The 24841-nt window shown below is 65.1% G+C and carries 24 protein-coding genes and 2 tRNA genes; 13 read left to right on the plus strand and 13 right to left on the minus strand.

The genetic code is table 11. From position 1 onward, the window contains the following. Positions 1 to 101 precede the first annotated feature (101 nt). From pcaH to JLZ96_RS18580, 6 genes are read left to right on the plus strand one after another with little or no spacing between them, the layout of a single operon-like run. Positions 102 to 818, plus strand: coding sequence for a protocatechuate 3,4-dioxygenase subunit beta (gene pcaH, locus JLZ96_RS18555; RefSeq protein WP_201010931.1), 717 nt, complete (start codon positions 102 to 104; stop codon positions 816 to 818). Beyond that, positions 811 to 1449 carry a protocatechuate 3,4-dioxygenase subunit alpha gene (gene pcaG, locus JLZ96_RS18560; RefSeq protein WP_201010932.1) on the plus strand — a complete coding sequence of 213 codons (639 nt, stop codon included), beginning with the start codon at positions 811 to 813 and terminating at the stop codon, positions 1447 to 1449. Before pcaH ends, pcaG begins: the two co-directional genes overlap by 8 nt. A 42-nt stretch (positions 1450 to 1491) precedes the next feature. Then, complete coding sequence (gene pcaB / locus JLZ96_RS18565) at positions 1492 to 2838, plus strand: 3-carboxy-cis,cis-muconate cycloisomerase (protein ID WP_201010933.1); 1347 nt, start codon at positions 1492 to 1494, stop codon at positions 2836 to 2838. Next, positions 2838 to 4001 carry a 3-oxoadipate enol-lactonase gene (pcaD, locus tag JLZ96_RS18570; protein ID WP_201010934.1) on the plus strand — a complete coding sequence of 388 codons (1164 nt, stop codon included), beginning with the start codon at positions 2838 to 2840 and terminating at the stop codon, positions 3999 to 4001. Before pcaB ends, pcaD begins: the two co-directional genes overlap by 1 nt. Continuing rightward, a complete protein-coding gene (locus tag JLZ96_RS18575) occupies positions 3998 to 4816 on the plus strand; it encodes an IclR family transcriptional regulator C-terminal domain-containing protein (protein WP_201010935.1) in 819 nt (272 codons plus the stop codon). Before pcaD ends, JLZ96_RS18575 begins: the two co-directional genes overlap by 4 nt. Then, positions 4809 to 6020: an acetyl-CoA C-acetyltransferase gene (locus tag JLZ96_RS18580; RefSeq protein WP_032368206.1), complete on the plus strand. Its 1212-nt coding sequence runs from the start codon at positions 4809 to 4811 to the stop codon at positions 6018 to 6020. The genes JLZ96_RS18575 and JLZ96_RS18580 overlap by 8 nt, the downstream gene beginning before the upstream one ends. 7 nt (positions 6021 to 6027) lie before the next feature. On the opposite strand, the gene JLZ96_RS18585 is transcribed toward JLZ96_RS18580, so the two are convergent. Both JLZ96_RS18585 and JLZ96_RS18590 read right to left on the minus strand, forming a co-directional pair. Then, a complete protein-coding gene (locus JLZ96_RS18585; RefSeq protein WP_201010936.1) occupies positions 6028 to 7920 on the minus strand; it encodes a sugar phosphate isomerase/epimerase and 4-hydroxyphenylpyruvate domain-containing protein in 1893 nt (630 codons plus the stop codon). Then, positions 7917 to 8807: a shikimate dehydrogenase gene (locus JLZ96_RS18590; protein WP_027497574.1), complete on the minus strand. Its 891-nt coding sequence runs from the start codon at positions 8805 to 8807 to the stop codon at positions 7917 to 7919. Before JLZ96_RS18590 ends, JLZ96_RS18585 begins: the two co-directional genes overlap by 4 nt. 109 nt (positions 8808 to 8916) lie before the next feature. Between JLZ96_RS18590 and JLZ96_RS18595 the strand changes: the two genes are divergently transcribed. From JLZ96_RS18595 to JLZ96_RS18605, 3 genes are all read left to right on the plus strand, one after another. After that, positions 8917 to 9591: a TetR/AcrR family transcriptional regulator gene (locus JLZ96_RS18595; protein ID WP_027497575.1), complete on the plus strand. Its 675-nt coding sequence runs from the start codon at positions 8917 to 8919 to the stop codon at positions 9589 to 9591. 168 nt (positions 9592 to 9759) lie between these two features. After that, the gene (locus JLZ96_RS18600) at positions 9760 to 11121 is read left to right on the plus strand and encodes an MFS transporter (RefSeq protein WP_032368463.1); all 1362 of its coding nucleotides are present in this window, start codon (positions 9760 to 9762) and stop codon (positions 11119 to 11121) included. A 6-nt stretch (positions 11122 to 11127) separates the two neighbouring features. Then, positions 11128 to 11931, plus strand: a complete 804-nt coding sequence (locus JLZ96_RS18605; RefSeq protein ID WP_032384523.1) for an N-acyl homoserine lactonase family protein — start codon at positions 11128 to 11130, stop codon at positions 11929 to 11931. 91 nt (positions 11932 to 12022) lie between these two features. Here the strand turns inward: JLZ96_RS18605 and clpX are convergent, their stop codons facing one another. The 5 genes from clpX to JLZ96_RS18630 all read right to left on the minus strand — a co-directional run bounded on the left by clpX (position 12023) and on the right by JLZ96_RS18630 (position 16577). Continuing rightward, the gene (clpX, locus tag JLZ96_RS18610; RefSeq protein ID WP_027497577.1) at positions 12023 to 13303 is read right to left on the minus strand and encodes an ATP-dependent Clp protease ATP-binding subunit ClpX; all 1281 of its coding nucleotides are present in this window, start codon (positions 13301 to 13303) and stop codon (positions 12023 to 12025) included. 296 nt (positions 13304 to 13599) lie between these two features. Further along, on the minus strand, positions 13600 to 14241 hold the full coding sequence (locus JLZ96_RS18615) for an ATP-dependent Clp protease proteolytic subunit (RefSeq protein WP_008715342.1): 642 nt from the start codon (positions 14239 to 14241) through the stop codon (positions 13600 to 13602). Positions 14242 to 14288: 47 nt separating this feature from the next. Then, entirely contained in the window at positions 14289 to 14939 is a 651-nt protein-coding gene (locus JLZ96_RS18620; protein ID WP_072692168.1) for an ATP-dependent Clp protease proteolytic subunit, read from the minus strand. A gap of 83 nt (positions 14940 to 15022) precedes the next feature. Further along, positions 15023 to 16402 carry a trigger factor gene (tig, locus tag JLZ96_RS18625; RefSeq protein WP_032368208.1) on the minus strand — a complete coding sequence of 460 codons (1380 nt, stop codon included), beginning with the start codon at positions 16400 to 16402 and terminating at the stop codon, positions 15023 to 15025. A gap of 101 nt (positions 16403 to 16503) precedes the next feature. Then, positions 16504 to 16577 (minus strand) — tRNA-Pro (locus JLZ96_RS18630). A 170-nt stretch (positions 16578 to 16747) separates the two neighbouring features. Between JLZ96_RS18630 and JLZ96_RS18635 the strand changes: the two genes are divergently transcribed. Both JLZ96_RS18635 and JLZ96_RS18640 read left to right on the plus strand, forming a co-directional pair. After that, positions 16748 to 16821 (plus strand) — tRNA-Gly (locus JLZ96_RS18635). 111 nt (positions 16822 to 16932) lie between these two features. Continuing rightward, the gene (locus tag JLZ96_RS18640) at positions 16933 to 17727 is read left to right on the plus strand and encodes a DUF1542 domain-containing protein (RefSeq protein ID WP_201011033.1); all 795 of its coding nucleotides are present in this window, start codon (positions 16933 to 16935) and stop codon (positions 17725 to 17727) included. A 10-nt stretch (positions 17728 to 17737) separates the two neighbouring features. Here JLZ96_RS18640 and JLZ96_RS18645 read toward each other — a convergent pair whose 3' ends face one another. Then, entirely contained in the window at positions 17738 to 18532 is a 795-nt protein-coding gene (locus JLZ96_RS18645) for an Fpg/Nei family DNA glycosylase (protein WP_032368209.1), read from the minus strand. After that, entirely contained in the window at positions 18533 to 19012 is a 480-nt protein-coding gene (locus tag JLZ96_RS18650; protein WP_201010937.1) for a ribose-5-phosphate isomerase, read from the minus strand. 19 nt (positions 19013 to 19031) lie between these two features. Between JLZ96_RS18650 and JLZ96_RS18655 the strand changes: the two genes are divergently transcribed. Next, on the plus strand, positions 19032 to 19691 hold the full coding sequence (locus tag JLZ96_RS18655; RefSeq protein WP_201011034.1) for a DUF429 domain-containing protein: 660 nt from the start codon (positions 19032 to 19034) through the stop codon (positions 19689 to 19691). 97 nt (positions 19692 to 19788) lie between these two features. Here the strand turns inward: JLZ96_RS18655 and JLZ96_RS18660 are convergent, their stop codons facing one another. Beyond that, a complete protein-coding gene (locus tag JLZ96_RS18660) occupies positions 19789 to 20406 on the minus strand; it encodes a DsbA family protein (protein ID WP_027497584.1) in 618 nt (205 codons plus the stop codon). A gap of 157 nt (positions 20407 to 20563) precedes the next feature. Here JLZ96_RS18660 and pepN point away from each other — a divergent pair, with 157 nt between their 5' ends. Beyond that, complete coding sequence (pepN, locus tag JLZ96_RS18665; RefSeq protein WP_201010938.1) at positions 20564 to 23137, plus strand: aminopeptidase N; 2574 nt, start codon at positions 20564 to 20566, stop codon at positions 23135 to 23137. 117 nt (positions 23138 to 23254) lie between these two features. On the opposite strand, the gene JLZ96_RS18670 is transcribed toward pepN, so the two are convergent. From JLZ96_RS18670 to JLZ96_RS18680, 3 genes are all read right to left on the minus strand, one after another. After that, a complete protein-coding gene (locus JLZ96_RS18670) occupies positions 23255 to 23734 on the minus strand; it encodes a DUF5130 family protein (protein WP_032368213.1) in 480 nt (159 codons plus the stop codon). Beyond that, positions 23721 to 23972: a hypothetical protein gene (locus tag JLZ96_RS18675; protein WP_027497587.1), complete on the minus strand. Its 252-nt coding sequence runs from the start codon at positions 23970 to 23972 to the stop codon at positions 23721 to 23723. Before JLZ96_RS18675 ends, JLZ96_RS18670 begins: the two co-directional genes overlap by 14 nt. Before the next feature lie 81 nt (positions 23973 to 24053). Beyond that, positions 24054 to 24716 (minus strand): HNH endonuclease, encoded by a 663-nt coding sequence (locus JLZ96_RS18680; protein WP_174557300.1) that lies wholly within the window; start codon positions 24714 to 24716, stop codon positions 24054 to 24056. Positions 24717 to 24841 lie beyond the last annotated feature (125 nt).

Consider the following 24841-nt stretch of genomic DNA (forward strand, 5'->3'; position numbering starts at 1 on the left):
CGGTACCCGACAATGTGCGTTATGTGAACAGGTTGCCACCATGCGAACACCTGTATACGGTGGCGAGTGCGCTTGATCACCACGATCGTCAGGAGCTGTCGATGCTTCATCTCCCGCCCGAGTACCGGGACCAGACGGGTGTCCATGCACCACGCGACTTCGCCGAGTACCGGACCACTGCCCTGCGGCATCCGGCGCAGCCGTTGACGCTTCTCCCCCAACGACTGACCGAGATCACCGGTCCGGTTCTGGGCGAGGGACGGGTCACCGGCTCCGACGCCGACCTGACGCTCGCGCGAGGTGGTGAAGCTCAGGGTCAACGCATCATCGTGCACGGACGAGTGCTCGACAGCGACGGCAGAGCGATCCCGAACACCCTCGTCGAGGTCTGGCAGGCCAACGCGGGCGGGCGTTACCGACACTCGGGTGATCGCTGGCCTGCACCTCTCGACCCGCATTTCGACGGCGTGGGCCGAGTACTCACCGATGCCGACGGCCGATACCGGTTCACCACGATCAAACCGGGCGCGTACCCCTGGGGCAACCACCACAACGCATGGCGGCCTGCCCACATTCACTTCTCCCTGTTCGGTCACGCATTCACCCAGCGGTTGGTGACGCAGATGTACTTCCCCGACGACCCCATGTTCTTCCAGGATCCCATCTACAACGCAGCCCCCGAAGACGCGCGTGCTCGCATGATCAGCACCTTCGATTACGAAGCAACACAACCGAACTGGGCTCTCGGGTTCAGGTTCGACATCGTTCTGCGCGGACGCAACGCCACCCCGTTCGAGGAGGACGACCACGATGACTGACCCCGAGTTCGCTCCCCGGTACCCGGTGGTGACCGGTGCCGATTTCACCACCGCACCGTTCGGTCAGACGCCCTCTCAGACGGTCGGGCCCTACGTCCACATCGGTCTGCTGTGGCCGGACGGACAGGACGTGGTACCTCCCGGCACCGCCGAGGCGATCACCCTGACGTTCACCCTCGTGGACGGGGCTCGTCAACCGGTGTCCGACGCCATGATCGAGACCTGGCAGGCCGACTCCGACGGACGCTTCGACCATCCGGACGATCCACGGGGTGCGGTGGCACCACGTGTCGCGGATTTCCGCGGCTTCGGTCGAGCATTTGCCGATGCACGGGGAACGATGACGATCACGACCATCAAGCCGGGGCCGCTGCCCGCCGAGAACGACCTCGTCGAAGCACCCCACATCGACGTCGGAATCTTTGCCCGCGGAATGCTCGAGCGGGTCGTCACGCGGATGTACTTCCCGGACGAGGCCGCGGCCAACGAAATCGATCCGGTGCTGTCCGCCTTGCCCGCCGACAAGCGGGCCCGACTCGTCGCCACCACCGTGGACGGCGGCTACCACCTCGATATCGTGTTACAGAACACCGATCCGGACGGAGACGAGACCCCGTTCTTCGCGCTGTGATGCACGCTCCCGAACTGATCGACGATGCGGTGAAAGAGGACCATGGCTTCCGATAGAGGGGCACTGTTCGATCCGACATTCGGCAGCGAGATCATCGCACCGATCGTCGGCGACCGAGGCTGGGTTCGGGCGATGTTCGACGTCGAGGCAGCCCTCTCCCGGGCCGCTGCCTCTGTCGGCGTGGTCGACGCGAAGCATGCGGACATCATCACCGCGGTCGCGGCAGAGCTGGGTGAATCTCTGGACATCACAGCACTCGGAGCGGCTGCAGCGGCCGGTGGGAATCCGGTGATACCACTGGTGAAAGTACTGCGAAACGCGGTGTCCGAGCGCGGAGTTCCTGCTGCTGCAGTGCACCCCGGGGCGACCAGCCAGGACATCATGGACACCGCTTCCATGCTCGTCGCACGTGACGCACTCACGGTCGTCGAGGCGTCGCTCGGTGATGCACATACCGCGGCGCGAGGCCTGGCGCTGGCGCACCGAACCACTCCTATGGTCGCGCGCACCCTCGGCCAGCAGGCGTTACCCACTACTTTCGGGCTGGTGGCCGCCAATTGGGCTGGGGCGCTGCATCGTTCGAGTCACCGTCTCGCTGCGGTTCGGCGGTCGTGCTGTGTGCAATACGGAGGTGCCGCCGGAACGATGGCCGCCGTACATCCGCACGGTCCGGCCATTGCCGCCGCGCTCGCGGAAGCACTGGATCTGGCACCACAGACTGCGCCCTGGCACACCGACCGCGTCACCGTCGCAGATCTGGCGTGCGCGTTGGGTATTGCCGCGGGCTCCATTGCGAAGATCGCCGGGGACATCGTGTCGATGTCCGCCACCGAACTGGCCGAGGTGTCCGAGAACGCGCCGGGAGGTTCGTCGGCAATGCCACACAAGCGCAACCCGATCGCCGCCATCACCGCGCGGGCTGCGGCCCGCCGGGTGCCGGGAGCCGTTGCGACAGTGCTGGCGAATATGGACCACGAGCAGCAGCGCGCCGCTGGCCCGTGGCACGCCGAATGGGAGACCGTCACCGATCTGCTACGACTCACCGGCGGCGGTGCGCATCGTATTGCGACGAGCCTCACGGGTCTGCATGTGCATCCAGATGCCATGGCGCGCAACCTCGAAGCGACGGGTGGTGCACTTCTCGCCGAACGGGTCACGGCGGCGCTGGCACCGCACACCGAGCGCGCCCGCGACATCGTCACCGACCGATGCGCAGCAGGTGCGCCACTGGACACGGATCCCGCCATCACCGCCTTCTTGACGCCGGCGGCGGTGCGCGAGATGTTGGATCCAGCAGGCTATGTGGGTCACGCACCCGACTTGGTCGACGACATCCTCGCTGCGTGTGCACCGGACACCGAACGCCCCACGGACTCGAAGGACATCTGATGACAGTCACTCTGGCTCACCACCGCACCGAGGGGCCGCACCCCAATGCGGATACCGTCGTGCTGATCGGCTCGCTCGGCTCGGACCGATCGATGTGGGACCCGCAGGTGGGCGCACTCTCGGCTTCCGCCCACGTGTTGACGGTCGATCTACGGGGACATGGTCGATCACCGGTACCCCCCGGCCCCTATTCCGTGGCCGATCTCGCCGGTGACGTTCTTGCACTGCTGGATTCACTCGCTCTGGAACGCGTCCACGTGGTCGGACTCTCCCTCGGTGGTGCCGTCGCTCAATGGATTGCGATTCATCGCCCCGAGCGGGTGCGCACTCTGACTCTGCTGTGCACGTCCGCCAAGTTCGGTGAACCCGCTCAGTGGATCGACCGAGCCGCGACCGTCCGCGCCTCGGGGACAGCAGCACTCGCGGACGCTGTACTGGCACGGTGGTTCACGCCCGAACTCGCCGCCCGCGACACCGATCTCGTCGCACGGTGTCGACGCATGATCGCCGAGACCTCCGACGAGGGCTACGCGGCATGCTGTGAGGCTTTGTCCGAGTGGGATTCTCGCGCGGACCTTGCCAGGATCGCCGCTCCCACCCTCGTGATCGCGGGACGACAGGATCCGTCGACCACTCCGGACGATCTGCGCTTCATCGCCGACGGCGTTGCAGGATCGACGTTCCTGACACTCGACCCGGCCGCACATCTGGCCAATGTCGAACAGGCCGGCCGCGTCACGGCGGCCATTGCCGCTCACGTCGGAGCGGACGCGTACTCCGCCGGACGGTCGGCAGCCCACGACACCGGCATGTCGGTGCGACGCAGCGTGCTCGGTGATGCCCACGTCGACCGCAGCATCGCAGCGAGGACCGAATTCACGGCACCGTTCCAGGATTTCATCACCCGAACCGCATGGGGTGACGTCTGGGCTCGTCCCGGACTCGACCACCACACCCGCCGACTGCTGACTCTGGCCGTTCTGACGGCCCTGGGTAACCACCACGAACTCGACATGCACATCCGAGCGGCGTTGCGTGCCGGTATCGCACCCGACGAACTCGCCGAGGTGTTCTTGCACACCGCGGTCTACGCGGGAGTACCGAACAGCAACAACGCTTTCGCATTGGCTCAGGCCGCCATCACCGAGAGCGAAACCTCGTGAGTGCCGCGGACACACCGCCGTCCTCGGATTACGTCCAGTCTCTCGGACGCGGCTTGGCAGTGATCAGAGCCTTCGACGGTGAGCATCCGCGTCGAACGCTGGCCGACGTGGCCCGAGCGACCGACCTGACTCGCGCGACCGCTCGGCGGTTTCTGCTCACGCTCGTCGAACTCGGATACGTGCGTACCGACGGCTCGATGTTCTGGCTCACCCCGCGAGTACTCGAATTGGGGTACAGCTACTTGTCGAGTCTTTCGCTCCCCGAGGTCTCGGGCCCCCATCTCGAGGCGCTCGCCGAACGAGTGCGTGAATCGTCCTCGGTGTCGATACTCGACGGTGACGATGTGGTGTACGTCGCCCGGGTTCCGGTGAGCCGCATCATGACCGTCGGCATCAACATCGGCACCAGATTTCCGGCGTTCGCGACCTCGATGGGCCGGGTGCTGTTGGCCGGTCTTCCCGAGGACGAGCTGGATGCGTACCTGGAGCGAGTGCGGTTGACGCCGTTGACGGGCAAGACGATCACCACCGCGGCCTCGCTCGCGCGGGAACTCGACCGAGTGCGGGTCGACGGCTTCTGCCTGGTGGACCAAGAACTCGAAGAGGGACTGCGTTCGATCGCCGCACCCATCCGCGACAGCGCCGGCGTGGTTGTCGCCGCAGCCAACGTCTCGACCCAAGCTGCACGTCATTCTGCGGACGCCGTGCGCGCCGAACTACTCCCGGCCTTGCTCGACGCCACCCGCGCAATCGAGACCGATCTGCTCCGGGTGAGTACCGGAGCCAACGACAAGCGAGGAAACACCCATGCCTGAAGCCGTGATCTGCGAACCCCTGCGTACCCCCGTCGGCCGTTTCGGTGGCCAGTTCCGTGACATTTCCGCCCAGGCCCTGGCTGCCACGGTCATCACCGAACTCGTTGCGCGAACGGGCATCTCCGGAGCGGACATCGACGACGTGATCCTGGGCCAGGCGTCACCTAACGGTGATGCACCGGCCATCGGTCGAATCGCCGCCCTCGACGCCGATCTCGGCATCGACGTGCCCGGCATGCAGATCGACCGACGCTGCGGCTCCGGCCTACAAGCAGTACTGCAGGCGTGCATGCAGGTGCAGTCCGGCGGCAACGACCTGGTGCTGGCAGGCGGCGTCGAAAGTATGAGCCAGACCGAGTTCTACGCGACCGGCATGCGGTGGGGCGTCAAGGCCGAGGCGGTCGCCCTCTCCGACCGACTTGCGCGGGCCCGAGTGACGGCGGGTGGCAAGAACTTTCCGGTGCCCGGCGGCATGATCGAGACCGCCGAGAATCTTCGCCAGGAGTTCTCCATCAGCCGCGCCGATCAGGACGCGCTGGCCGTGCAGTCGCATCGGCGGGCGGTCGCCGCGCAGAACAGCGGCGTGTTCGCCGAGGAGATCGTGGGTGTGTCTGTCCCCCAGCGTAAGTCGGAACCGGTTCTGGTCTCGACCGACGAGCATCCACGGGCCGACACGACCGTGGAGTCGTTGGCGAAGCTGAAGGCAATCCGTGCATCGATCGATCCCGAGTCGACGGTCACCGCGGGCAATGCCAGCGGGCAGAACGACGGCGCCGCGATCGCCATCGTCACCACCCCCGAAAAGGCTGCGGCGCTGGGACTTCGACCACTGGCGCGGCTCGCGAGCTGGGGCGTTGCCGGAGTCGCTCCGCGCACGATGGGAATCGGCCCGGTGCCCGCCAGCGAGAAAGCGCTCGGACGCCTCGGGCTCACTCTCGACGACATGGGCGTCATCGAACTCAACGAAGCCTTCGCCGCCCAGGCGCTCGCCGTGACTCGGTCCTGGGGTATCGAGTCGGACGACCCGCGGTTGAATCCGCACGGTTCCGGCATCTCGCTCGGCCACCCGGTCGGGGCCACCGGTGCCCGAATCCTTGCCACCCTGCTCCGTGAAATGGACCGCCGAGAAGTCCGCTACGGACTCGAGACGATGTGCATCGGCGGCGGACAGGGCCTGGCCGCGGTGTTCGAGCGACTGTCCTGATCGCTACTCACTGCTGTAGTTGCGCAGCCAGGCGCACAGCCGAGTTGGTCTCCCCGTAGCCTTCGTACCCGCCTACGCGCTGCACCACCTCGAAGAAGAGGTCGTCGCCCACGGTGCCGGTGAAGAAGTGGAAGAACTCGCCGCCTGCGGAGTCGGCGTCGTACAGGATGCCGAGCCGCTGCATCGCGTCGAGGGTGTCCGGACCGAGGCCGAACCGTGCGTTCAGGTCGCGATAGTAGTTGGGCGAGATGCGCAACGGCGTGAGACCGCGTTCGGTCATTGCCTCGGCCGCGGCGTAGATGTCCTCGCATCCGAACGCCACATGTCCCACGCCTCCGCGGCGGGCGGCGGGCAGGGGGTCGGCATCGGATGGGCGACCGGGAACCATGTTGAGCGACAGGCGAATGGTGCCGTTCGTGGTCGTCAGGGTGAGGGCCTGGCTTCGTACCAGTCCGATCGCGTCCACGACGTCCTGACCGTCCCGGGGCACCATGCCGAACACCGAGCGGAGCAACAGCATCACGCCGTCCCAGCTTTCCGCCGGGACCGCGAGGGCGATGTGGTCCACGTGCGAGACCAGGGGCTGGTCCTGCGGCACAGGCACTCTGGGAGCGAGGTCGAATGCGGACTGCCAGGCACCGGCGCTGTCTCGGGTGCGTAGGTCGAGCGAGGTTGCACCGGTGACGGCGAGCCGCACCACCGCGTCGGTCGCGTCGGCCACGCCCGGCATGGTGACCGTCGCGGCGGGGACCCCCAGGGCGCGGGCTCTGGTCAACCACAGATCGGGCCGCTCGCTGCGGACCCCGATCTGGGCCAGTGCGGGCAGGTGGGCGGGGACGCCCGGTGCCGTCCACAGGGTGTCGACGGTCGTGTCGACCGCGACGGCGAGTGGGCCCTGGGTGAACAGCGACAGTCCGTGTTCGCTGTGCGCGGCGGTGAGGTCGAAGCCGAGGTGACGCAAGGTGGTGCCCAACTGGGCGGCCTTGGCAGGGCCCGCGGCGATACGTAGGGACACGATGTTCTCGATCGGGCCGGGCGGAGGCGGGGAGAACAGATCGGGATTCGGCATGACGGTGTCGACGCTGCGGACCTGCTCCTGCAGGTGGAGCAGCGAACGGTGCGCGTCCGACGCCGTTCGGCCGGTGTCGGAATGTCGGAAGACGTCGTTGAAGATTTCGAGCGACCACGGGCCCGTGTAGCCCGAGGCCACGACGTCGGCTCCGAAGGTTGCCAGATCGAAGTTCCCCTGACCGGGGAAGCATCGGTGATGGCGACTCCACTGCAGGACGTCCATCACCAGGTGCGGGGCGTCGGCCAGCTGCAAGAAGAAGATCTTCTCGCCGGTTATCTCGCGGATGCCGGATGGGTCGTCGCCGCGGGAGAGGATGTGAAAGCTGTCGAGACAGGTCCCGAGCGCTGGATGGTCGACCTGCCGGACGATGTCCCAGGCATGACGGTAGGTGTCGACGTGGCTACCCCAGGCGAGCGCTTCGTAGGCCAGCCGCAGTCCGCGACGATGTGCACGCTCGGCGAGAGTTGCCATCTGTTCGATCAACTTGTCGTCCTCGCGCACTGCACCGGCCAACGGTGACGAGCAGACCAGCAGCAGGTCGCATCCCAGCTGTTCCATCACGTCGAATTTGCGTTCGGCGCGAACGAGGTTGCGCGCGAACTGGTCCGGGTCGTCGGAGTCGGCGTCACGGAAGGGTTGGTAGAGATCGACGGTCAGACCCAGGTCTGCAGCCTTCTTCGCAATGTCTGCAGGCAGGTCCGGTGAGCTGATCAGATCCGGCTCGAACACCTCGAAGCCGTCGAACCCGGCTTCGGCGATGGCGCGCATCTTCTCGTCGAGAGACCCACTGAGCGAGACAGTGGCCACCGACGTGGCAATGGCCGTCATGCGGAGGCCCCGGCGGCAGCGACGCGATCTTCGCTGTCGATGAGGGTGCCCATGTGCGCGATCATCCGATCTGCGTTCGCAATTCGGCCGGTGAATATCTCGAAGGCGTCCGCTGCCTGGAACACGGCCATGCCGGTGCCACTCAGGGTTCGGCACCCCGCTCGCGCTGCCTGCATGAGCAATTCGGTCTCGGCCGGCCTGTACACGACTTCCGAAACCCACATCTGCGGACGCAGAAATTCCTGCGGCACAGCAGATCCCGGGTGCTCGAGCATTCCGACCGGCGTTGCGTGCACCAGCCCCGACGCTGCGCTCAGCACGTCGCCGAGCCGATCGAGTCCGGTCGAGAAGATCTCGGACTCGGGGAACATCGAGGCCAGCGAGTCTCGGAGTTGCTGCGCCCGAGAACGATCGGCATCGACGAGTGTCAGCTTGGCGGCTCCCCGGCGTGCCATCGCGTATGCCACGGCCGCACCTGCTCCCCCGGCTCCGAGTTGCACCACATCACTCAGATCGGCTCCCGGTAAGCCACGTCCGAAATTTCGGTCGAACCCGGACCAGTCGGTGTTGTGACCGATCGCGCGCCCGTCGGAGAACACAACGGTGTTGACGGCACCCAGACGCGCGGCATCCTCCGAGAGATCGTCGAGGCAGTGAAGAACCCGTTGCTTGCACGGGTGGGTGATGTTGAGGCCGCGAAATCCGAGGTCGGCTGCCGTGGCCACCAGCCGCGGTAGGTCGTCCACGGTCAGCCCGCGCCGATCGAGATCGATGATCCGATAGAGGTAGGTCAGACCGTGCTCGGCACCCTCTCGCTCGTGCATCGCGGGCGTGAGCGATTTGCCGATACCCGTCCCGATCAGCCCGCAGAGCAGGGATTCCGGCATGTCGATCTCCTCGAGCTTTAATGTACTAATTGGTGAGTTAGCTCGACGGTACTACGGTGACGGCACGCACACACCCTTTCTCCGCAATTCGCGGCGATAGAGTCGACCCATGGCTCCGCGTACAACCGACACCTCCGACGACAGCGGACCGGCCGTCAAACGTCGGCGCAACAGCGATCTGACCCGACACAACATCCTCGAGGTAGCCACGGAGGAGTTTGCGGACAAGGGCTTCGCGGGCGCACGCATCGACGAGATCGCCGAACGAACACACACGACCAAGCGGATGCTGTACTACTACTTCACCGACAAGGAAGGCCTGTACAAGGCCGTTCTGGAGCGGTCCTACCTCCGCATCCGCGAGCGCGAACGAGCCGTGGACGTCGAAGGACTCGGTCCGGTCGAGGCGATCCGCGCCATCGCATCGGTCACGTTCGACCATCACGAGCAGAACCCGGACTTCATCCGGCTGGTATCGACCGAGAACATTCTGCGCGGCGAACATATCGGCACTTCCGAGGCGCTGAGCAATCTCGGCAATCCGGCCGCCGAGCTGTTGGCCGACATTCTTGCGCGCGGGCAGGCCGACGGGCTCTTTCGAACCGATGTCGACGCGTTGGACATCCATATGGCGATCAGCAGCTTCTGCGTGTTCCGGCTGTCCAACCGATACACGTTCGAGGCACTGTTCGGGCGCGACCTCACCGACCCGGCGCACCGCACACGACTGCGGGCCATGCTCGGCGACATGATCATCGCGTTCCTCACCTCCACCGACGCCTGACACCGAGATCGAGCGACCCGCATCGCATCGGGGGTTGACACGTGGCATGGATCACGTTCAATATCTAAGAGCGCCCGGAGTTAACTATTTCGTACATTAGCGGCCGATCGGGTCGTGGATGTCGAACTGTGCGCCCGGCTTCCCGTCACACGAAAAGAGACGACACCGATGGATCCCCTCACGTCCGGTCACCCGCCCCTGCGCCCCGGAGCCAACCCGCGTAAAGCCGCAACCGCGGCCTGGGTGGGCAGCGCCCTCGAGTACTACGACTTCTTCATCTACGGCACCGCCGCTGCGCTGGTCTTCGGCCGCGTGTTCTTTCCCGGTTCCAACCCCGCCACCGGAACGTTGTTGGCCCTGGCGACTTTCGGGGTCGGATACCTGGCCCGCCCACTGGGCGCATTGGTGCTCGGTCACATCGGTGACCGTTACGGCCGCAAGAAGGTCATGGTTGCCACCGTCCTGCTGATGGGAGTCGCCACCCTCGGAGTCGGCGTCCTTCCCTCGTACGAATCCATCGGCCTCGCGGCCCCGATAATCCTGGTCCTGCTGCGCCTGGCCCAGGGCTTCTCTGCGGGCGGTGAGCAGGCGGGTGCCAACTCCATGACCCTCGAGCACGCACCCGACCACCGACGGGCATTCTTCACCAGCTTCACCCTCAGCGGCACCCAGGGCGGTCAGATCCTTGCCACCGCAGTCTTTCTCCCGGTCGCCATGCTCCCCGAGGACCAGTTGCTCAGCTGGGGCTGGCGAATCCCGTTCTTCCTCAGCGCATTCGTCGTTGTCGCCGCATTCCTGATCCGGCGCTCGCTCGACGAGACCCCAGTCTTCGAGGAAGAGGTGGCGTCCGCCGAGCCGCAGCGTCTCCCGCTGACCGAACTGCTGTCCGAGCACTGGCCCGCCGTTCTTCGAGTCATGTTTGCCGCCGTGATCGCCTCGGTCAGTACGATATTCACCGTCTATGCGCTGTCGTACGCAGTCAACACAGTCGGCCTGGAACGAACTCCGATGCTGTGGGTCGGCGTACTCGCCAACGTCGTCGCGCTGTTTGCACTCCCGTTCTTCGGGTCGCTGTCCGATCGTGTCGGTCGCAAGCCGGTGTTCCTGTTCGGATCGATCGGTTGCGCAATCCTCATGTTCGGATACCTCTGGTCCATCTCGGTCGGAAACTACGCGCTCATCTTCGTCTTCGGCATCGTCATGTTCGGTTTCGTCCACAGCGCGACGGGCGGTGTGTGGCCCTCGTTCTACGGCGAGATGTTCCCGGCTCGGGTCCGTCTGACCGGAACTGCGCTGGGTACCCAGATCGGTTTCGCCATAGCAGGATTCGCGCCCACCATTGCCGGTGCCATCGCCGGGGCCGAGATCGGTGCGTGGTTGCCGGTCGCCATCGTCACCGCCGTGTTCTGCGCCGTCAACGTTGCGATCGTGTCCACGTCCAAGGAGACCTATCGCACGCCCACCGACGAGCTCGGGCGATCCACTCGAACGACTCGGCGCGAGTCGGTCGCTCGTACGACGTCGAACTGACCCGCGATGATCGACGGACTGCGACCGGACCGTAGCGGTGAATGGCGTGTGTACGCCGTGCGCTATGCGAGCCGAACATCCCTGCGCAGCACGCACTTCCACTATGCGGACGACCGGGGTCACGAGCCGCACCCCACCGCGTACTACGTGTGGCTCGCGCTGTCGGACACCGAGACCGTCCTCGTCGACGCCGGTCTCGCACCGGCGACGGCGTCACGGATGAAGGGACTGGACTACGTCGGCTCCCCCGTGGACCTCATCGGAGAGCTGGGAATCTCCCCCGGTGACATCGACGTATGTGTGCTGACCCATCTGCACTACGACCACACCGGAGTCGTCGCAGATCTGCCGTCGGCCCGCTACGTCGTCCAGCAGAAAGAGCTCGACTACTGGAACGGTCCGTGGGCGACCCGCGTCGGGCAGGAACGCTGGTTGCACTCGCGGTCCGACATCGACCACGTCACGGGAAGTCCGCGTCTCGACATCGTCGACGGCGACCGCGAACTGGCACCGGGACTCTCGGTGCATGCGGTGGGCGGACATACCGCGGGCATGCAGGTAGTCAGCGTGCACACCGAGCGCGGGACCCTGGTGCTGGCGTCGGATGCGAGTCACTTCTACGAGAACATCGAATCCGACAGTCCCTTCGCGATTCTGCACTGCCTGCCGGACATGTTCGGCGCGTTCGACCGGATCAAGGAACTCGCCGACAGCCCCGAGCATGTCGTGCCGGGCCACGACCCGTTGGTGGCGCAGCGGTGTGCCGCGGTCGACCCGGACCTGCACCCGCACATCTCGGTCCTCGGCTGACACCCTCGATCGAGAACCTCCACAACACAGAACGAGCCCCGATCATCGCGTTCGATGATCGGGGCTCGTTTCGATGTCGTGCCGGAGCTGGTCAGGCCGACTTGTCGCGACGCTCCGGGCGTTCGGGCTTGCGCGGAACGATGGTCGGCAGGACGTTGTCGTTGACCGTCTCTGCCGTGACCACGACCTTCTCCACGTCGTCCCGGCTCGGGATGTCGTACATCACCGGAAGCAGCACTTCTTCCATGATCGCGCGCAACCCACGAGCACCGGTGCCACGCAGGATCGCCTGATCGGCAATTGCCTCGAGTGCCTCGGACGTGAACTCGAGCTCGACGCCGTCCATGTCGAAGAGTCGACGGTACTGCTTGACCAACGCGTTCTTCGGTTCGGACAGGATGGTGACCAGTGATTCCTTGTCCAGGTTGGTCACCGACGCGATCATCGGGAGACGACCGATGAACTCGGGGATCAAACCGAACTTGATCAGATCCTCGGGCATCACCTCGGCGAAGTGATCCTGCGTGTCGATCTCGGCCTTGGAACGCACCTCGGCTCCGAAGCCGAGACCGCGCTTACCGACGCGATCGGACACGATCTTCTCGAGACCGGCGAAAGCACCGGCGACGATGAAGAGCACGTTGGTGGTGTCGATCTGGATGAACTCCTGATGCGGATGCTTACGTCCGCCCTGCGGCGGGACGCTGGCCTGGGTACCTTCCAGGATCTTCAGCAGTGCCTGCTGTACGCCTTCACCGGAGACATCGCGGGTGATCGACGGGTTCTCGCTCTTACGAGCGATCTTGTCGACCTCGTCGATGTAGATGATGCCGGTCTCGGCCCGCTTGACGTCGTAGTCCGCGGCCTGGATGAGCTTGAGCAGGATGTTCTCGACATCCTCACCCACGTACCCGGCTTCGGTCAGTGCGGTGGCGTCGGCGATCGCGAACGGCACGTTGAGCATCTTGGCGAGGGTCTGGGCCAGATACGTCTTGCCGCACCCGGTGGGACCGAGCATCAAGATGTTCGATTTGGCAAGCTCGACGGATTCGCCGCGCACATCGCGCGCCTTGTCGCCGGCCTGAATGCGCTTGTAGTGGTTGTAGACAGCGACGGCCAACGTGCGCTTCGCAGCGTCCTGGCCGATCACATAGTTCTCGAGAAAGTCCTTGATCTCGGAAGGCTTGGGCAGGTCGTCGAGCTTGACTTCGCTCGATTCGGCCAACTCCTCCTCGATGATCTCGTTGCACAGGTCGATGCACTCGTCGCAGATGTACACCCCTGGTCCTGCAATGAGCTTCTTGACCTGCTTTTGGCTCTTGCCGCAGAACGAGCACTTCAGCAGATCGCCACCGTCACCGATGCGTGCCATTCGGAGGTTCCTACTTCCTTGTCCGCGTACGACCCGGCCGACCGCATACGCGGAAGGACGGGCTACTTCTCGATCGATGGCATGCCGAGTTCGAGATGCTCCGACCGAGTTCTTGGATGCGACGCTACCCGTGTTCGCCGAACATGGGCGGGTTGTTTCCGGTGATTCGCCGCCCGTTTTCACCAATCACGGCATTCGGGGCGTGAATCGAGACAGCCGGGCCGAGTTGTCCACTCGTGCCCGGCGTCCGATCGTCTGCCGGACCGCGAGGCGATCCGACCGGTGGTACTTGCGTGCTACTTCTGAGCCGAGAGCTTGCGGTACTCGAACACGGTGTCGATGATGCCGTAGTCCTTGGCCTGCTCGGCGGTGAGGATCTTGTCGCGATCGGTGTCCTTGCGGATCACGTCGGGATCCTTGCCGGTGTGGCGGCCGAGGGTGGTCTCCATGAGTCGACGCATACGTTCGATCTCGGCGGCCTGGATCTCGAGGTCCGAGACCTGGCCCTGGATTCCGCCGCTCGAGGGCTGGTGGATCAGCACTCGTGCGTTCGGCAGAGCCGCGCGCTTGCCGGGGGTGCCGGCTGCGAGCAGTACCGCGGCAGCCGAAGCCGCCTGGCCGAGGCACACTGTCGCCACGTCGGCGCGGACGTACTGCATCGTGTCGTAGATGGCCATCAGCGAGGTGAACGAGCCACCGGGTGAGTTGATGTACATCGTGATGTCACGGTCGGGGTCGAGGCCCTCGAGCACCAGCAGCTGTGCCATGACGTCGTTGGCAGACGCATCGTCGACCTGAACGCCGAGGAAGATGATGCGCTCCTCGAACAGCTTGTTGTACGGGTTCGACTCCTTGACGCCGTAGCTCGAGTGCTCGACGAAGGACGGAAGGATGTACCGCGAGGACGGCAACTGGTTGGGATCGAACAGGTTTGTCATCGTTTCTCCAAGATGTGAGTGATCGAGGGTCGCCGGTAGCGGCCGAATTACTCGCCGACTCCGCCGGCCTGCCGCGCGCGGCTGACGACGTGATCCACGAACCCGTATTCCTTGGCCGCCTGTGCCGTGAACCACCGGTCACGGTCGGAATCCTCGGTGATCTGCTCGACGGTCTGGCCGGTGTGCTGAGCGATGAGCTCGGCCATCTCACGCTTGGTGTGCGCGAACTGCTCGGCCATGATCGCGATGTCCGAAGCGCTGCCGCCGATACCGGCCGAAGGCTGATGCATCATGATGCGCGCGTGCGGCAGGGCGTACCGCTTGCCCTTCGCGCCGGCCGAGAGCAGGAACTGGCCCATCGAGGCAGCCAGGCCCATCCCGTAGGTGGCGATATCGCACTCGGCAAATTCCATGGTGTCGAAGATCGCCATACCTGCGGTGACCGAGCCACCGGGCGAGTTGATGTACAGCGAGATGTCGCGGGTGGGGTCCTCGGCCGACAGGAGCAGGATCTGCGCGCACAACTTGTTGGCGATGTCGTCGTCGACCTGGGTACCGAGGAAAATGATGCGGTTTTGAAGCAGACGCTCGTACACGGAGTCGCTGAGATTCAGCCCTGCTGCGGCCGAAGTCATGACGGGACTCTGCTCGTGCGAAGCCGCCGGATTCTGAACAGTCACGGTACCTGCCTTTTCCATAACAAATCGTTGGTTCCTGACACAGACACTAACGAAAGACGGCGGCTCCGGAGTCCCGGAACCGCCGTCGTTCGCTGTGAGCGTTACTTCTCTTGTTCGCCCTCGGAAGAATCAGCTGCTTCGACCTCGTCGGGAGCATCGGCAGGGCTGCCGAACAGCTCGGCGGTGTCGACGCTGGCTCCGTTGGTGTCGGTCACGGTGACGCGCTCGACGACCGAGGCAAGCGCCTTGCCGCGCTTGACGTCGGCGAACACGGCACCGAGCTGGTTGGCCTGCTGCACCTGCTGGATGAACTGCTCGGGCGGCATGCCGTAGCGCTGGGCCTGGAAGATGATCCGCTCGGTCAGCTCGTCCTGGCCGACCTGAGTGTTCTCGGCCTCGGCGATGGCGTCGAGGAGGAGCTGGGTGCGCACCGACTTCTCAGCACCCTCCTTGACGTCCTTGTCGAACTCCTCGCGGCTCGAACCCTGCGACTCGAGCAACTCGGCGAGCGCTTCCTCGTTGTGATCGAGGCCGTGGATGGCCTCGTGCACCTGGGAATCGACCTCGGCCTTGACGACGGCCTCGGGAGCCGGAATCTCGAGGGTCTCGAGCAGCGTCTCGAGCACCTTGTCGCGGATCTGACCGGCCTGCTCGACCTTCGCGACTCGCTCGACGCGCGTCTTCAGGTCTGCGAGCAGCTCGTCGAACGTGTCGAACTCGCTGGCGAGCTGGGCGAACTCGTCGTCGGCCTCGGGCAGCTCGCGCTCCTTGACGGAGACGACCTTGACCGTGACGACGGCTTCCTTGCCCGCGTACTCACCGGCAACGAGCGTGGAGGTGAACTCCTTCGACTCGCCGGCCGAGACGCCGATGATCGCGTCGTCGAGGCCCTCGATGAGCTGACCGGAGCCGACCTCGTGGGACAGTCCGCTCGCGGTGGCCTCTTCGACGTTCTCGCCGTCGACCGTGGCCGAGAGATCGATGGACACGAAGTCGCCGGACTGAACCGGGCGATCGACACCGGTAAGGGTTCCGAAACGCTGACGGAGCGACTGCAGCTGCTCGTCGACGGCTTCGTCCTTGATCTCGAGCGGATCGACGACGACGCTGATGGTCGAGTAATCCGGCAGCTCGATCTCGGGACGCACGTCGACCTCGGCGGTGAACGTGAGCTCGGTGCCGTCTTCGATCTTGGTGATCTCGATCTCGGGCTGGCCGATGACCTTGACCTTCTCGTTGGTCACGGCCTCGGAGTAGCGAGAGGGAAGAGCGTCGTTGACGACCTGCTCGAGTACTGCACCACGGCCGACTCGCGCCTCGAGCAACTTGGCCGGAGCCTTGCCGGGACGGAATCCGGGGAGGCGGATCTGCTGAGCCAAAGCCTTGTACGCGCGGTCGAAATCAGGCTTGAGCTCCTCGAAGGGCACCTCAACGTTGATACGGACTCGCGTCGGGCTCAGCTGCTCGACGGTGCTCTTCACGGGACATGCTCCTTTGTGGTGATTCTTGCTTGCTGGCAGTTCTGGCTTGCTGTCTTCCGCTCGCCACGAGCACGGTGAGCCGTGCCCGCGGCTCTCATTTGTCGGGGTGACAGGAATTGAACCTGCGACCCTCCGCTCCCAAAGCGGATGCGCTACCAAGCTGCGCCACACCCCGTCGTACGGACACCATTGAACAGCAACCGATAGTAGCCCCTCATGGGCGCCCCACCCATGACGTTCCGTGAGACCGGGCTCGACGGGCCGGTTTGGAATCCGGCAACCGCTTTGGGTACAGTCTTGAAACGCAGGCGACGGAACTGGCGATCCCACGACTGTTGTTTGCACGCCGATGTAGCTCAATGGTAGAGCCCCTGTCTTCCAAACAGGCTACGCGAGTTCGATTCTCGTCATCGGCTCCATCGAAAGCCCCGCACTTCACGAGTGCGGGGCTTTTTCGTGTCCGCGTATCGTCGACAGTGTTCGAGTGAATCGGACGAACTGGACATGTATCGCCGATGGAAGGCTCAGAAGTGGAAATCGTCCTGATCGTCATCGTCGTGGCCGTAGTGGCACTGCTGGTGCTTCGCAGCAAGAAGAACTCCGCCGCAGCCGCGGCCACCGCACTGGCCGATGCGAAGGCCGACGCCCGCCAGTCGATCGAACGGCTCGGCGGCCAGGTCTACAACCTCGTCGGCTCCGACACCGCATCCAAGCAGGCCCTCGCCGACGCATCCGAGCGCAATATCGCAGCAGGCTCGCAAATCGACCAGGCGACAACCGTCGAACAGGCGAGGCTGGCCAAGCAGACCGCGTTGGAAGGGCTCTATTACATTCGCGCAGCGCGCCTGGCGATGGGCATGGACCCGGGCCCCGAGGTGCAGGGCATCGACGGCCAACAGCAGGCAGGCCGTGTCACCGAGGAACGCAAGGTCGACTTCGAGGGACGAGAGATCGCGGCCTCACCGGAACCGTCGGACCGGACCCCGAACTACTACCCCGGCGGACGGGTGGCGGGCCGACCCGTCCCCGCAGGCTGGTACTCCGAGCCGTGGTGGCGTCCGGCCTTGGTCGCCGGCGCATGGGGAATGGGCTCGATGTTCCTGTTCTCGGCGATGTTCTCCGGCATGGCCGGGGTTCCGGACGAGACCGCAGCGGGTGGCGACCTGGGTGCGGACGGTTCCGACGGGGGTGCTGGTGACAATTACGACGGTGGCGACGCCGGAGCAGGTTACGACGGCAATGACGGCGGCGGCTTCTTCGACAGCGGAGACGGCGGTGGCTTCTTCGACGGCGGCGGAGGCGGAGGGGATTTCGGCGGGTTCTAGCTCGCCGGCCCTACGTCGCCTGACAGACGGGGCACCAGAACAGGTTTCGCGCCTGCATCGTCGAGTGCAGGATCTCGGCTCCGCACACGCGGCACGGAAGGCCTTCCCTGCGGTAGACGTACGAACGCGGTCGGCGGGCACCGTAGGTGTCGCCGTGATCGTCCTCGGGCCGGATGGTGATGATGCGACCGCGTCGGACACCGATGGCCATGAGGTCCACGAGATCGAGCCAGATGGCGTCCCACTCGGCTCGGTCGAGGTCCTTTCCGGGCCGCATCGGGTTGATCTCGTGCCGGAAGAGGATCTCGGCGCGGTAGACGTTGCCGACGCCGGCGAGCACCTTCTGATCCATCAGCAACGTGCCGATGGCCGTGCGTGACTTGGATATTCGTGCCCAGGCCGCATCCGGGTCGGCGTCCTTGCGGAGCGGGTCCGGCCCCAGACGCGCCAGGAGGGCGTCGACCTGCTGCTCGGTGTAGATCTCGCAGGCCGTCGGGCCGCGCAGGTCGGCACCGTACTTCTCCCCCACGATGCGCAGACGCACCGCGCCGACCGGATCATCCAGTGGCACAGCGTGTTCGGTGAACTTCCCGTACAGGCCGAGGTGAATGTGCACGATCAGGTCGGATTCGTAGCGGTGCAGCAGATGCTTGCCCCACGCCTCGGCCTTCTCGAGGACGAGGCCGTCGATCAGCGCGGCACCGGAAACGAACCGTCCCTGGGGACTGCTCGCCTCGACCGGTGCCCCGCCGAACCGACGTTGATGCAACCGAGCGAGTCGGTGCAGGGTATGCCCTTCGGGCACTTACTCGGGCTTTCCCGGAACCTCGGGTGCTTCGCCGCTGCGCTCGTACTCGGACAGGATGTCGATGCGACGCTGGTGGCGCTCCTCGCCCGAGAACGGGGCGCCGAGGAACGCGTCGACGATGGCCAGTGCTTCGGGCAACGTGTGCATGCGGCCGCCGATGCCGATGAGCTGCGCATCGTTGTGTTCGCGAGCCAACTTTGCCGTCTCGACGCTCCACGCGAGGGCACAGCGTGCGCCCGGCACCTTGTTCGCGGCGATCTGCTCGCCGTTTCCGGATCCGCCGACCACGAGGCCGCGACTGCCCGGATCGGCGACGACGCGACGTGCTGCGTCGATGCAGAAGGCCGGGTAGTCGTCGACGGGGTCGTAGTCGAAAGCACCGCAGTCGACGGGCTCGTGCCCGGTTGCCGTCAGGTGTTCGATGATCTGATTCTTGAACTCGAGGCCGGCGTGGTCGGCACCCAGGTATACGCGCATGCCTAGAGTCTGACAGGTGATGTCACGAGCCGAGAAATTCGCCGGTGTCGACGGCGCGAAGGGTGCGTGGGTGGTCGCATTGTTCGACGGCACGAGAGTGACGTGGACGGCCTGCTCCTCCGTCTCCGACGTGTTGGAGCACACCCGAGACTGCGCGCGAGTGGGCGTCGACATGCCGCTGTCGCTACCCGTGGACGGTTATCGCGTCAGCGAACTGGAGGCGAAGAAGTTCCTGGGGACGGCGCGCAGTTCGATCTTTCACACCCCGGTCGCGGATGTTCTGGGCGCGGTGTCGTACGAACAGGCGTGCTCGATCTCGCGGTCGAGGACCGGCAAGGCGATCAGTAAACAAACGTGGCACATCCTGCCCGCGGTCCGGGCGTGGCGAGATTCGGACTTCGATCCGGAACGGTACGTCGAAGTGCATCCCGAATGCTCGTTCAGGGCGATGTCACCGACCACGGTCTACGCATCGAAGAAGACCGGCCGCGGCGTCGGGCAACGGTTGGCCGCACTGACCCGATGGACCGGGGCTCTCGATCTGGACGACCTGCCGAGCGGGCCGCTCGTCGACGACGTCCTCGATGCCGCCGCAGCGGCGTGGTCGGCCAGGCGCTTCCATCTGGGCGAGCATCTGACGTTCGGCACCGACAGCGGCTCGGATCGAATCGTCGCCTGATCCCCCGTGCGCGAACTGGCCCCTCGTGCGTGAACTGGCCCCTCGTGCGTGAAACCTCGGCTCCTGCTACGAGTTTCCACGCACGAGGGTCTCGCGATCAGTCGAACTGCGGGTCCTCGTTGCGGGTGCGCTTGAGCTCGTAGAAGTGCGGGTACGCCGCGAAGATCACCGACGCGTCCCACAACTTGCCTGCCTCTTCACCGCGTGGAATCCGCGAGAGCACAGGGCCGAAGAACGCCACGCCGTTGACGTGAATGGTGGGAGTGCCCACATCGGGGCCGACCTTGTCCATTCCTGCGTGGTGGCTGGTGCGCAGGTCCTCGTCGTAATCGGTGCTCTCGGCTGCCGAGGCGAGATCGGCGGGCAAGTCGAGTTCGGCCAAGGACTCTCGGATGACGACGTCGAAATCCTTGTTGCCCTCGTTGTGGATTCGCGTGCCCATGGCCGCGTACAGCGGCGCGAGGATCTGGTCGCCGTTGCTCTTCGCCGCGGCGATCGCCACCCGCACCGGACCCCACGCCTTCTTCATCATCGCGGCGTACTCCTCGGGCAGGTCGCGGCCCTCGTTGAGGACGGCCAAGCTCATGACGTGGAAGTTGACGTCGATGTCGCGCACCTGCTGGACCTCGAGAATCCAACGTGAGGTGATCCAGCACCATGGGCACAGCGGGTCGAACCAAAAATCAGCGGTGTCTTTCTGTCCTGAACCGGCCACTGTCTGCTCCTCGAAAGTCGATGTCGCTGTCTCTTCATGTCGTAACACCCGGCAACCGCGCGGACATTCCACGCGACCCGTCAGCCAGCGCGCGACACGGCGGACGTGATGGGATGGACGGCACTACCCATAACTACACGAAGAGGTGTCGACTGAAGTGGTTGCTCCCAACCTGACGCGTGACCAAGCCTCCGAGCGCTCGGCGATCATCGGGGAAACGAAGTACGCGATCGTTCTCGATCTCACCGACGGCGAGGGCAATCCCGGCGAGAAGACGTTCCGCTCGCTCACCACCATCACGTTCGCCGCGACCGCCGGAGCGTCGACTTTCGTGGACATCGTCGCAGGCACCATCCGGTCGGCGACGCTCAACGGCACAGCGCTCGACACGACGAACTACGACGAGTCGACGGGGCTGGCTCTGGTCGATCTCGCCGAACACAACGAGCTCGTGGTCGATGCCGACTGCGTCTACTCGCACACCGGCGAAGGCCTGCACCGTTTCGTCGATCCGTCGGACGGTTCGGTGTACCTGTACTCGCAGTTCGAGACTGCGGACGCCAAGCGCATGTTCGCGTGCTTCGATCAACCCGATCTCAAGGCCACGTTCGATCTGAAGGTCACCGCTCCCGAGAGCTGGACCGTCATCTCCAACGCAGCGCACGGTGCCGAGCCGGCCGCAGGTGAGCATGTGTTCGACACGACGCCGCTGATGAGCACGTATCTGGTTGCCCTGATCGCCGGTCCCTACGCCGAGTGGACCGATTCGTACACCGACGATCACGGCACCATCCCTCTCGGAATCTACTGCCGCGCATCGCTTGCCGAACACATGGATGCCGAGCGACTGTTCACCGAGACGAAGCAGGGTTTCGGTTTTTACCACGAGAACTTCGGCACCCCGTATGCGTTCGGCAAGTACGACCAGCTGTTCGTGCCAGAATTCAACGCCGGTGCCATGGAGAACGCCGGGGCCGTCACGTTCCTCGAGGATTACGTCTTCCGGTCCAAGGTGACGCGGTACTCCTACGAGCGACGCGCCGAGACCGTGCTGCACGAGATGGCGCACATGTGGTTCGGCGATCTGGTGACGATGACGTGGTGGGACGACCTGTGGCTCAACGAGTCTTTCGCGACGTTCGCCTCCGTGTTGTGCCAGTCCGAGGCGACCGAGTACACCAACGCGTGGACGACGTTCGCCAACGTCGAGAAGGCCTGGGCATACCGACAGGACCAGCTGCCCTCGACGCACCCCATCGCCGCGGACATCCCCGATCTGGCCGCCGTGGAGGTCAACTTCGACGGCATCACGTACGCCAAGGGTGCCAGCGTGCTCAAGCAGCTGGTTGCGTACGTCGGTAAGGAAGACTTCCTGGCCGGGTTGCGGGCCTACTTCGTCGATCACGCGTTCGCCAACGCAACGTTCTCGGATCTGCTTGCGGCACTGGAGAAGTCATCGGGTCGCGATCTCTCCGATTGGGGTGCGCAGTGGCTGCGGACCACCGGCCTGAACACTCTGAGCCCCGATTTCGATGTGGACTCGGAGGGCAGGTTCACCCGGTTCGCAGTGTCGCAGACCGGGGCAGCACCGGGCGCGGGCGAGCATCGCGTACACCGCATCGCGATCGGCATCTACGACGACGTCGACGGCAAGTTGGTGCGTACCGACCGCGTCGAGCTGGACCTCGATGCTGCCGAATCGACGAATGTCGAAGCGCTCGTAGGTGTATCGCGCGGCAAGCTCGTGCTGGTCAACGACGACGACCTGACGTATTGCGCAGTGCGGCTCGATCCGGATTCGCTCGGTGTTCTCGTCGATCGGATCGGCGACATCGCCGAGTCGCTCCCCCGCACTCTCGCCTGGTCGGCCGCATGGGAAATGACTCGGTCCGCCGAGATGAAGGCACGCGACTTCGTGGCTCTGGTCCAGCGCGGAATCGGTAGCGAGACCGAAGTGGGTGTGGTGCAACGCCTTCTGCTCCAGGCGCAGACGGCTGTCACCAGCTACGCCGATCCGGCGTGGGCGGCAGAACACGGAGTCCCGGAGTTCGCCGACGCAGTGCTCGAGCTGGCCCGCGGTGCCGAGTCGGGCTCGGATCACCAGTTGGCGTTCGTCAACGCCCTCACCGGTACCGAACTCAGCGAGCGCCATGTCGACGTATTGCGCGCTCTCCTGGACGGTGACGCCCAGGGGCAGTCCTTGGCCGGACTCGACATCGATACGGATCTGCGGTGGCGCATCGTCACCGCTCTTGCGGCGGCCGGAGCCATCGATGCCGAGGGGCTCGATTCGCCGGTCATCGATGCGGAAGCCGAGAAGGACAACACCGCCGCCGGAGCGCGGTCGGCTGCCGCGGCACGAGCTGCGCGTCCCAGTGCCGAGGTGAAGGAGCGGGCATGGACGACCGTCGTCGACGACGACGCGGTTCCGAACATCACGGCGCGGTCGATCATCGGTGGTTTCGCGGGCCCCGGCCAGGGCGAACTGCTCGAGCCGTACGTCGACCGCTACTTCGAGGCGATCGACGGCGTGTGGGCTCGTCGATCGAGTGAAGTCGCACAGACCGTCGTGGTGGGCCTCTACCCATCGTGGTCGATCAGCGAGCAGTCGTTGGCCGCAGCCGACAGATTCCTCGATGGCGACCTTCCACCCGCTCTGCGCCGACTGGTGGTCGAAGGCCGCGCCGGAGTCGTTCGGGCACTCGCGGCCCGGGCATACGACGCCGGCTGATCGCAGGTACACATACGACGAGGGCCGGTTGCGTCTCACCCGCGAAGGTGAGATGCAACCGGCCCTCGTCGTCGCCGGGACCGCCGGCCGAGAACTACGGGGATGGAGCGCGACGAGCTACGGCGCGAGGATGGATGCTGCCATCACGCGGACCGAGGTCACGAGACCGTCGATGAGGTTGCCGTCGCGGAACGGGCCGAGCGCAGCGGTGACGCCGAGCTGAGCAACCCGATCGGTAGCACGGTTCGAGACCCGCTTTCCGGTGCGGATCTCGAGCGCGTGCCGGTTGGGGTCGACAGCGATCAGAACCGAACGAATCGCATCGGGGGTGCCGGGGAAGACCGAATCCGCTCCCGCAGCCGGATCGACTCCCAGGTCACCGACGTAGATGTTGAACCGAATCTTCGTCTTCCGGGTCGCCTCGCTCAGTGCGTCGTCGAGCGCGACCAGATCCTGCGTCGCGAAAGGCAGGTGCTCCGGGCTCGGCGTGCCGAACTCGTGTGCCACCGATACGCGACCACTCGCCGTCAGCGCAGCCCCGAACGGCAGGTCCTCTTCTCGGATGTCACCGCCACGTACCAGTTCACCACTTGCCACTTGCAGCACCTCCGATCGAATCGGCTGTGTCCGCGTCGTGCGATCCGTGGCCTCCGAACGGAGTCACCTCGTCCGTAGCGCTCCACAGCAATGGCTCGCGCGTCCACTCGTCCGTCAGCCGGTACGGAGCGACGTCCATCCCCGGCTGCTTATCGGTCAAGTAGGACAGCGCGCCGACGATTCCGATCACCGCAACCGGAATCACCCCGAATATCAGCGTGGTCTCCAAAATGCTCACGGGGTGTGACGTTAGTCGACAATTGCCCGTCGGACCACGTCGGGGCCGGTGTTGTGACCGAAAAGAGCCAACGGCCGACAGTCAGGCAGCACCTTCACCGAGGTATGCCAACCAGCTCGGGTCCAACTCCTTCGTAGTCGCCAGCAGACGCCAATGCGGGCCCTTCGGCGGCACGAGCTGGGCTCGCAACGTCCACCCGATCTCACTGAGCAGCTTGTCCGCCTTGCGGTGATTGCAGGAGGCGCAGCACGCCACGCAGTTCTCCCACGAGTGGCCGCCGCCGCGGCTGCGAGGCACGACGTGATCGACGGTCTCGGCCTTGCTGCCGCAATAGGCGCAGCGGAATCTGTCGCGATGCATCAGTGCCGCGCGCGTCATCGGCACCCGCGCTCGATAGGGAACTCGGACGAACGTGCGCAATCGAATCACCGACGGCACCTGGACGGAGTAATCGGCCGACCGGATGAAAGGCCCCTCCGGATCGTCGTGGATCACGTCGGCCTTGCCGCAAACGAGAAGAACCACCGCCCGGCGCATCGGAAGCGCGGTCAGTGGTTCGAAAGTTGCGTTGAGGAGCAGCACACGGCGCTTGACCCACGCCGGCACGGCGTCGTCGCCCGTGGCGTTGTGGGCCGTCGGCACCACGCGCAGCGGAGAAGCCCCCGAGGCCGTCTCACGCTGGTCGTGCGTGGTGCGGCCCTCAGTGGGCGGGAGTTGTCGGTGGCGGTGTTGAGAGTTCTTCATGCATTACTCCAGGGAGTGTCGGCGCCCGCGCATGGCTTGCGTGGAACACGGTTCACAGTGGAACACGAATACACCGCCCGCGCACAGCCTTTTTCTGCGCATTTTCTGTTGCCGATCGGTGAACA

It is taken from the genome of Rhodococcus sp. NKCM2511 (assembly GCF_014905595.1).
GTDB classification, from domain to species: domain Bacteria; phylum Actinomycetota; class Actinomycetes; order Mycobacteriales; family Mycobacteriaceae; genus Rhodococcoides; species Rhodococcoides fascians.